This window comes from Kitasatospora sp. NPDC002965 (assembly GCF_040611255.1).
GTDB lineage: Bacteria > Actinomycetota > Actinomycetes > Streptomycetales > Streptomycetaceae > Kitasatospora.
In genome coordinates, this window is sequence record NZ_JBEXNT010000017.1 from 91,767 (window position 1) to 99,944 (window position 8,178).

The 8,178-nt window shown below is 70.9% G+C and carries 7 protein-coding genes; 3 read left to right on the forward strand and 4 right to left on the reverse strand.

All coding sequences use genetic code 11. The annotated features are described in order from the left end of the window. Positions 1–154 precede the first annotated feature (154 nt). A complete protein-coding gene (locus tag ABZY91_RS10480) occupies positions 155–1,120 on the reverse strand; it encodes a DsbA family protein (protein ID WP_355401388.1) in 966 nt (321 codons plus the stop codon). Beyond that, positions 1,117–1,536, reverse strand: a complete 420-nt coding sequence (locus tag ABZY91_RS10485) for an Rrf2 family transcriptional regulator (protein ID WP_355401390.1) — start codon at positions 1,534–1,536, stop codon at positions 1,117–1,119. The genes ABZY91_RS10480 and ABZY91_RS10485 overlap by 4 nt, the downstream gene beginning before the upstream one ends. A 312-nt stretch (positions 1,537–1,848) precedes the next feature. On the opposite strand from ABZY91_RS10485, the gene ABZY91_RS10490 reads away from it, so the two are divergent. Further along, a complete protein-coding gene (locus ABZY91_RS10490; RefSeq protein ID WP_355401392.1) occupies positions 1,849–2,412 on the forward strand; it encodes a cupin domain-containing protein in 564 nt (187 codons plus the stop codon). A 229-nt stretch (positions 2,413–2,641) separates the two neighbouring features. On the opposite strand, the gene ABZY91_RS10495 is transcribed toward ABZY91_RS10490, so the two are convergent. Both ABZY91_RS10495 and ABZY91_RS10500 read right to left on the reverse strand, forming a co-directional pair. Then, on the reverse strand, positions 2,642–3,106 hold the full coding sequence (locus tag ABZY91_RS10495; protein WP_355401394.1) for a hypothetical protein: 465 nt from the start codon (positions 3,104–3,106) through the stop codon (positions 2,642–2,644). 144 nt (positions 3,107–3,250) lie between these two features. Further along, the gene (locus ABZY91_RS10500) at positions 3,251–3,721 is read right to left on the reverse strand and encodes a ricin-type beta-trefoil lectin domain protein (RefSeq protein ID WP_355401395.1); all 471 of its coding nucleotides are present in this window, start codon (positions 3,719–3,721) and stop codon (positions 3,251–3,253) included. A gap of 1,557 nt (positions 3,722–5,278) precedes the next feature. On the opposite strand from ABZY91_RS10500, the gene ABZY91_RS10505 reads away from it, so the two are divergent. Beyond that, positions 5,279–7,516: an alkaline phosphatase D family protein gene (locus tag ABZY91_RS10505; RefSeq protein WP_355401397.1), complete on the forward strand. Its 2,238-nt coding sequence runs from the start codon at positions 5,279–5,281 to the stop codon at positions 7,514–7,516. Between the two features lie 88 nt (positions 7,517–7,604). Further along, positions 7,605–7,901 carry a Sec-independent protein translocase subunit TatA gene (tatA, locus tag ABZY91_RS10510; RefSeq protein ID WP_355401399.1) on the forward strand — a complete coding sequence of 99 codons (297 nt, stop codon included), beginning with the start codon at positions 7,605–7,607 and terminating at the stop codon, positions 7,899–7,901. Positions 7,902–8,178 lie beyond the last annotated feature (277 nt).

The following is an 8,178-nucleotide window of genomic DNA, read 5'->3' on the forward strand; positions in this document are numbered from 1 at the left end:
GGAGCGCCGCACCCGCCGCCCGCTGTGACAACGCGCCGACGTCTCGCGGACCGGACGCCGGGCGGGCCGCCCGTCTCGAACCGTGGATGGCCCGCCCGACGCGCCGACCCGTCCCGGAAACACGCAGCCCTCTCCGCAGCCGCCCGGGCGGCGCTCAGCCCGCTCCGCCGGCCCGCCGGACGGACTCCCAGGCCGGACCCGAACGCTCGTCGGGGTGCAGCACCAGCACCCCGTGCCCGGTCGCCACCCGCCGCGCGCCCCGGGGGAGCGGCCCCGCGGCCCCGGCCAACTCCGCCTCGACCAGGCTGCGGTAGCGCTCCAACAGCTCCGCCGCCGTCGGCTCGGGCACGGCACCGGGCCACAGCCCCGGTGCCACGGCGACCACCGCCGCCAGATACTCCTCCACCGTCCGCCACCCCGGCACCACCCGGCACCCGGCCGGACCGCTGAAGACCAGCGTCGGCAGCGCGTAGCGGTAGCCCTCCCCGGTCTCCTTGGCCGCCCCCGGGTGCGGCCCCGGCCCGTGCAGCCCGACCACCTCCGGCCGGGGCCGGCGCGCCTCGGCGCGGTCGCGCCGCACCCGCTCGCGTACCGCCGGATCGGCCAGCGCGGTCCGCAGCCGGGCCTCGTCGAGACCCGGCACCCCGGCGAGCGCAGCCAGGACCCGCTCAGGCGTGTCCGCGGGTTCGCCGAGCACGAAGGCGCTCTCCCGCAGCCGGCGCAGCACCCGCTCGCCGACCAGCGGCCCCTGTGCCTCGGCGGCCGCCGCCGCCAGCGAGGAGGGCCAGCTGCTGGCCGCCACCCAGCGCAGCCGCTCCGCGCGCGGAGCGCCGGTGTGCGTCGCGATCTCCGCGACGTACCGGGCGTACCAGGCGGTCTCGGCCGCCGGATCCGGCGCCGGGTCGTCGTCCTCGTCGAACAGGACGCCGAACACCCGCCGGTGCCTGGCCCCCTCGCCCAGCACCCGCAGCAGCCGCCGCAACCGCGGCTCGGCGCCCCAGGACCACGGGCACATCGGATCGGTGAACTCGGCGATCTCCACAACGGCGTCCGCCGCGTCCGGTACCGTCGCCGCGCCTTCCGCGCCCGTCGTACCGCCACCGCCCGCCGGCCGCGTCATGCGGGTGCCACCTGCCGGGCCGTGCCCACGAGGTGCGCCACGGTGGTCTCCGTCAGGATTGCCACGGCGCGGTCCTCCACGCTGCGCCACACGGCGGGCAGCCCCCGGGCCGGCCCCGGGTAGTCCAGCCCGGCCAGCGGTTCGCCGCGCAGCGTAATCACCTCGCCGTCGACCGCTCGGACCACGTCCAGCAGGGTGATCTCTGCGGCGGCCCTGCCCAGCCAGTAACCGCCCTCGCAGCCGCGCTGGCTGCGGACCAGCCCGGCCCGCCGTAGCTCGCCCACCACGGACTTCAGGAATCGGAACGGGATGCCCTGGGAGGCGGCGATGGTCTCGCAGGTCAGCGGGCGGGACGTGTCGCAGGCGAGCTCGACCAGAGCCCGAGCGGCGTAGTCCGCCTTGGCGGAGATATGCATGGGCCGAGTATCCCCCGGCTGCGGCCGTGCTCAAGTCCCTTGTCCGGTCGGTTGTCCGGTCCGTGGTCCGGCATGGCGCGGAGCGTGCGGCGGGAAAGGACACCTCTTGACATCCTTTCGCCGCCGGGCCTAGCGTCCGAACCCGGCCGGTACGTCGCACCGGACTCCGGGCCACCGCCGTGCCCAGGCACTTGGCCGTCCCGCGGCCACCGCCGGTGCGGGCTCGCCGCCGCCCCGCCCGCGCCCCTCGTCGCGTCCGCAACCCGCCACCACGTCCCCATCCCCATCCCCGACCCCGACCCAGGAGCCGCCATGTCCACCGCCCACCCGCCGCACCACCACCCGGCCGCCCCGGCCGAGTGCTCCGAGGAGGCCTCGGCGCAGGCGCCCGTGGTGACCCAGGCGGGCACCGGCTTCCACCCGCACCTGCACGACGGCGGGACCGCCGCTCCCGGTACCGGCCTGCGGGCCCGGCTGCACCACATCCGGGCGGGCGAGCTCGACGGCGACACCGCTCAGACCGGCGGCATGCGGCGCTTCGCGGCCATCAGCGGACGGACCGTGGGCTCGGAGAAGCTGTGGATGGGGCAGACCCACGTCGCGCCCTCGACCGCGTCCTCGGACCACCACCACGGCGAGTCCGAGACCGCCATCCACATCGTCAGCGGGCACCCCGAGTTCGTGTTCGTCGACGACTCCTCCGGCACGCCCGAGGAGATCCGGCTGCGTACCGGCCCGGGCGACTACATCTTCGTGCCGCCGTTCGTCCCGCACCGCGAGGAGAACCCGGACCCCGAGGTGGAGGCCGTGGTGGTGATCGCCCGCAGTACCCAGGAGGCCATCGTGGTCAACCTCCCGAGCCTGTACGCACCGTGACGCCGCCGCGTCCGGTCCGAGCCTGACGCTGCCTCCACCCGTGCCCCGTCGCCCCCCGTCGCCCCCGCCGCGCGCCGGTCGGGGCGCGCGGCACGGGCGGGTGCGGTGACGTGCCCCGATGCGTGCGCGGAATCGCTGCGTTGCGACGGGTGCGCGCCGGGCTGCCGGGACGGCCTGTGGGCCGTCCCGGCAGATCGGGGCTGTTCGGCGGCTGCCGGTGCCTGCGGTCCTACTTGCAGATGGGCGGGTTCGGGGACGACTGGACGGTGTAGAGGGTGGGCCGACCGTCGTCGGAAGTCGTCACGGGCATGGCGATCGTGTCCCTGGCCGTCCAGGGGAGATGACTGCGGCTGAACGTCCAGGTCCCGGTGATCTTGGTGGCGGCCCTGGAGAGCGTGACCCAGCCGTATTCCCCGGGACGTATCTTGCCGGTGACCTGGTTCCCCACGGCTTCCGAGCCGGACCAGGTCTTCTTGAAGGTGAATTTCACCTTGACGGTGACCTTGGCAATCAGTGATGACAGTGCGCCGGTCTCCAGTCCAAGCTCAACTTCACTGCCCAGTTCGTGGGACCATCCGTTCGTCCTGAGTACCGAAAACGTATGGGTAACGCCATCCGGGTAGCCGTTTTCGTTGAACCAGGCGTCCGACGCGCAGGAGTCCGGCAGCATTTCCGCGGGGGATTCCGATTCCATGTCCCATGAGCATTCATTCTTGTACTTCTGGCACATCTTGGTCGCGTATGTCAGGGCAAGTTCCCGCGGTCCGCGCACGGGAGACTGCTCGTCACCGAAGGGGACCTTCCACGACTGCTCCTCCTTTCCGTCGCAGCCGGTCAGTCAGGTCGGTGTCCCGGGGGAAACCTTCGACTTGTAGGGAGCGAGGCACATCGATGTGCCCACGTTCTTGAACATGAACCCGGTGGGCGTGGGATGGGCAATCCAGTCCTGCCAGGTGCTGGTGGAACCGCACGACAGCAACGACACCGGCGCCTGGTTCCAGAAGCCTCCGGCCGTCAGGCACGTGCCCAGCGACACGTTCTGGATCCGGAAAGTTCCGTCCTGCCAGTTCGGAGTCAGGCGCCAGGCCGTGTTCGAGCTGCCGTAGACCCGGGCCAACCTGACTTGGTTCAACGCGCTTCGCTGGGTATCCACACTCAGCGTGAAGCCCTCCTTCAAGTACAGCCGCGTGCAGTACATGCTCTCCGACGCCGGGCAGGGGTTGCCCAGGAACTCCGTGGCGTGTGCCGTGCCGCTTGCCATGGGAGTGACGGACACACCGACGGCAAGGAGAGCTGTCGCCAGGGACATGAGCAGCAGTCTTAAGACACTGGATCTAGCGCTCGGGGAAGGCGGATTCATGATGTTCCCAGTCCTTGAGTAAACGGTTCCGGATCGCCCCCGTCGGGGACTTCCGGACTGTCGGTGTGGTGGGTTCTTGCGGCGGCCGCGTGGGCACCGGGCCGAGGAGAACGGCTGATCCGGGTAGGGAGCCGAGGCGGATTCGCCGGGGCCTCGTACGCGGTCCCCGTGTGTTGGGCGTATCCGATTCTTGGCCCCGCCGGGACCTCGGGGCAGCGTAGAATCACCTGCCTGGATACCTGTTCCGATCCGTCCGGGGGAGCTCCCCGCGGGCGGTGGCACACCGCGGCACTTGAGCCCTGTCCTCCTCCCGCGCCTCGAACTCCCGGCGTTCCCGGCCCGGTGCCCGCTGGGCTGCCCAGGCGGCCGTGCCGGCGCTGCGCAGGGTCGCGGCCCTGCCGTCCGGCGAGTCCGTGGCGGCGTCGAACGCCGCCGCGCGGCCTCCCGCCTCGGTGACCGGGGAAGAGCGCCGCACTGTTCGGTGGGTGCGCTCCGCATGGTGGTACTCACGGGCGGTCACGGCCCCGCACCGGGCGAAGGTGTTCGGTGTGTGGACGGGCGACGGCCATGGCGGCCTGCCTCCGAGTGGTCCCGAGGGTGGTGTGCGGTGCCGCCGCCGCCCCGCCGAGTCGACGGAACGCCCCGAATCCTCGGTGCGACGGCAGCACTGCGGCGCTCCTGTCCCGGGAGCGTGGGATCCGATGGTCGGCCGGTGGGGGAGCGGCGACAAGACCCGAAATACTGATGGGGCGGATAACGGATTCGTATGGGCGACACACCGTGCCCGCGCCCTCATGGACGGCCATGAGAAATCCCGGATGTGACCCGTGGATTTCGGTTGCGTGACACCTGTGTCAAGTCGACCGGCGCCTGTCTGACGGTCACTCAGAAATTGAGACGCGAACGCTGCCGAGACGTCGCGACACCGCAGGAGCGTGGAGGTGGAATGCCGGCCGGGCCGAGGCTGCGATGGAACCCAACACCTGTGACTGCCTGGGAAGTTGGCTGCACTCGGCTCCTCATGGGCCGACCGCTTCGAGCGGCGGCTCGTAGCTCCTCGCCCACCCGGGCGATCCGTCACGAATTCCTCGGGGAACGCCCCGCCCCCGGAGGAATCGCCGCTGACCGGATCAAGAACCGGCACGACAGCCCACCCCGTTCACCCGGCCCGTATATCACCCCTCCGCACGATTCCACCCACGGTTATTCGGTGCGGGAGTATTGACACCGCCGTTGCGCTGCCGCTGTAGTTCCACTCATTAACCCCGCCCCGCTTCACCGGTTCCGGCCTACTTCTGTACCGGCCCACCGAAGCGGCTGCAGACTCCGGTCCGGCCGACCTACGACGCCCCCACCCAGGCGCAGGGAGCCGCCCCGCGTGCCGCGCACGGTCCGACCCCCACCAGTCGGGTTGCCCGTACCCACCCCACCCCAGCTCGACCACGCCCTTTCCAGGGCCGTGGTTTCTCCGGCATCGCTCGAGACCTCTCACGTCAGGAGAAGACGATGGACGACTCGTCCCCCGCCCCGTCCGATCACATCCGCTCCGAGATCAGCCGCCGGAAGGCGGTGCAGTTGCTGGGCGTCGGCGCGGCGACGGTCGCCGCCGGCAGCGCCATGACCGGCACCATCGGCGCCTCCCCGGCGGCCGCAGCGACGCCGTTGCGCGCGGCGGTGCTGGAGTACGTCGACCCGTTTACGCACGCCAAGGGGCTGCGCATCCTGCTGGAGAACGCCGGCTTCACCGTGATCGATCTGGACCCGGCCGTGGCGGCGGACGCGCAGGGGGTGGACCTGATCGCCTTCGGCAGCTTCGCCAGCGAGGGCCCCCACTACCGCAACTACGTGCAGGCTCAGGCCGGGTCGTTGCAGACGTTCGTCCAAAACGGCGGGGTGGTGCTCGACCTCGCCCAGCCCGACGTGCCCGGCAAGGGCGTCCCCTATCTGCCGAACGTCAATTGGCGGTGGGGCACGAGCGGGCCGTACGCGGTGCGCACCGACGCCGACTTCAGCACGATCTACCCGGTGGACACCGCCCACCCGCTGGTGTCCGCGCTACCGGTGACCTCCGGCCAGGTGCTCACCGGACGCAACAGCACGCACCCCAGGACACCGACCCCCGAGGATCCGAGAACCCAGGTTTCCGTCTTTACCAGCTGGGAGTCGCTCGGTGCCTGGAAGGAGATGCGCGTGCTCCTCGCCTGCGCGCCGGGGGCAGCGGGCTTCCCGGCGGCCCTGTTGGAGGGCAGGAACTCGTACATCGACGTGCCCAGCGACACGGAGGTCGTGGGCAAGGGCAGGTACCTGATCTCCAGCCTCATCATCGACAAGTGCTACGACGCGGCCGGGCAGCCGATCCAGTCCACGGTCGCCATCGACGACAGCCGCAAGTTCTTCAACGCCTTGACCGGATACGTGCAGAAGGCGAAGGGCGGCACCGCGGCTGTCGTGAAATTCACGCTGTCGTCCCAGGCCGGCCCGCTCGTGGGCCACGTGAGCGAGACCACCGCCAGACTCTGGGCACGGCCGGGCGTGGACCCGGCGCTCTACCCGACCTGGAAGTGCGAGGTGAAGGCCAACGGGGTCGTGGTGAAGACCGTCACCGCGGATATCTCGACCGCCAACGACAACACCCTCCTGGTGGACGTGACGGGCCTGCAGGCGAACGCATCGCACACCTACGAAATCACCTCTACGGCGCCCAACCCCCCGTCCGTCCCGATGAAGGGATCGTTCAGGACCGCACCGGTGGCGGGCACGGCTGCCAAGGTCACCCTGGGCATGGGCTCCTGCGCGCACACCATGCCGAACAGCCTGTGGAAGCGGGTCACGACCGAGGGCTGCGACGGCTTCGTGATGCTCGGTGACACCCCGTACGCCGACGGCGGACACAGGGCCATTCCCGGCGCCGCCGTGGGGAGTCTGAGCGTGGTGCGCGGGCACCACCGGGAATTCCTGGCCTCGCCCGAGCTCGCGGAGATGGCCAGGTCGATACCGGTCTGGGCAACATGGGACGACCACGACTTCGGCGCCAACAACGGCTTCGGCAACACCGTGCCGAGCAAGGGCAACTACCGTCAGGCGTTCGTCGACTACCGCGCCAACGCCACCTTCGGCCACGCCACCAACGGCACCTCATTGACCAGCCGGACCGCCGGCGAGGGCGTCTACACCTCCTTCCGGCGCGGCCCGATCGAGGTGTTCCTCATCGACCCGAGGTGGTTCTCCAACTACGTCAACGGCGACCTCACCAACAGGGTCTGCATGGGACAGGTCCAGAAGGAATGGCTGTTCAACGCGCTGAGCGCCAGCACCGCCACCTTCAAGGTCCTCGCCTCGGGAATGACCTGGTACAAGAAGGTGGGCGGTGAGAACGACCACTGGGGCACCTTCCAGGTCGACAAGGACGCGATCTTCAACTACATCAAGCAGAACAGGATCAGCGGCTGCGTCCTGGTCAGTGGCGACATCCACGTCTCCCGCGCCCTGAACAACGGGAACATCCAGGTCGGCTACGACCTGTGGGAGTACGTCACCAGCCCCATACACCGCATCACAGCCGGCAGCACCCACACCGACACTCCCCCAGAGTTGAAGTGGAACAAGGCCGAGCCGTACACCTTCCTCAAGCTGGAGGCCGATACCACCGGGCCCACAGCCACGCTCACCGCCAAGTGGATCAACCGGGACGGTGTGGTGCAGCACACCCAGACGCGCACCCTCACCGAGCTCACCCGCCCCTGACACCCCGGTCGGCGCGGGAGCCCGGGGCGACCGCCTCCCGCGCCGACCACCCCACCCCTTCCGGTCCGACAGTCAAGGAGAGACGCCCATGCTCCGCAACGGCCTGGAACCCTGGCACCTCATCGTCGTGCTCGCCGTGATCGTGCTGCTCTTCGGCTCCAAGAAGCTCCCCGAGGCCGCGCGCGGGCTCGGCAAGTCCCTGCGCATCCTCAAGGCGGAAACACGGGCCCTGCACGAGGACACCCCGCCCGACACCCCCGCCGAAGCCGCCCAGGCCGCGCAGCCCGCCCAGGCCACCGCCGCTTCTGCCATCGCCCAGCCCGGAACCGAGACACCCCCCACCGGCCACACCACACCCAGCACCCCCCACCCGAACATCCCCTGACCACAGCGCCCCGGTCCGCCCGTCCGAACCCGAGGCGGACCGCTGCCGCAGGTGGACACGGCCCTGCGGCAGACGATCGACTCCGCTCGCCGCCGGGCCTGCGGACCCGGCCCACGACCGGACGTGGTCGAGGGGCTCGTAAGCGGCCGAGCGGCCTGCTGGGCGCCGCCATGATCGCCCGGCCGCCGTCACCACCGGGTTCACCCCTCGTTCACGGGCCTGCCGGGGCCCCGTCGGCACGCCTGTTCGCAGGCATGGCGAAGCCCCCGGCCCGAGG

Coding starts and splice junctions, on each gene's coding strand:
- ABZY91_RS10480 (WP_355401388.1), bottom strand. CDS start 1,120: ATGACGCGGCCGGCGGGCGGTGGCGGTACGACGGGCGCGGAAGGCGCG.
- ABZY91_RS10495 (WP_355401394.1), bottom strand. CDS start 3,106: ATGGAATCGGAATCCCCCGCGGAAATGCTGCCGGACTCCTGCGCGTCG.
- ABZY91_RS10500 (WP_355401395.1), bottom strand. CDS start 3,721: ATGTCCCTGGCGACAGCTCTCCTTGCCGTCGGTGTGTCCGTCACTCCC.
- ABZY91_RS10505 (WP_355401397.1), top strand. CDS start 5,279: ATGGACGACTCGTCCCCCGCCCCGTCCGATCACATCCGCTCCGAGATC.
- tatA (WP_355401399.1), top strand. CDS start 7,605: ATGCTCCGCAACGGCCTGGAACCCTGGCACCTCATCGTCGTGCTCGCC.
- ABZY91_RS10490 (WP_355401392.1), top strand. CDS start 1,849: ATGTCCACCGCCCACCCGCCGCACCACCACCCGGCCGCCCCGGCCGAG.
- ABZY91_RS10485 (WP_355401390.1), bottom strand. CDS start 1,536: ATGCATATCTCCGCCAAGGCGGACTACGCCGCTCGGGCTCTGGTCGAG.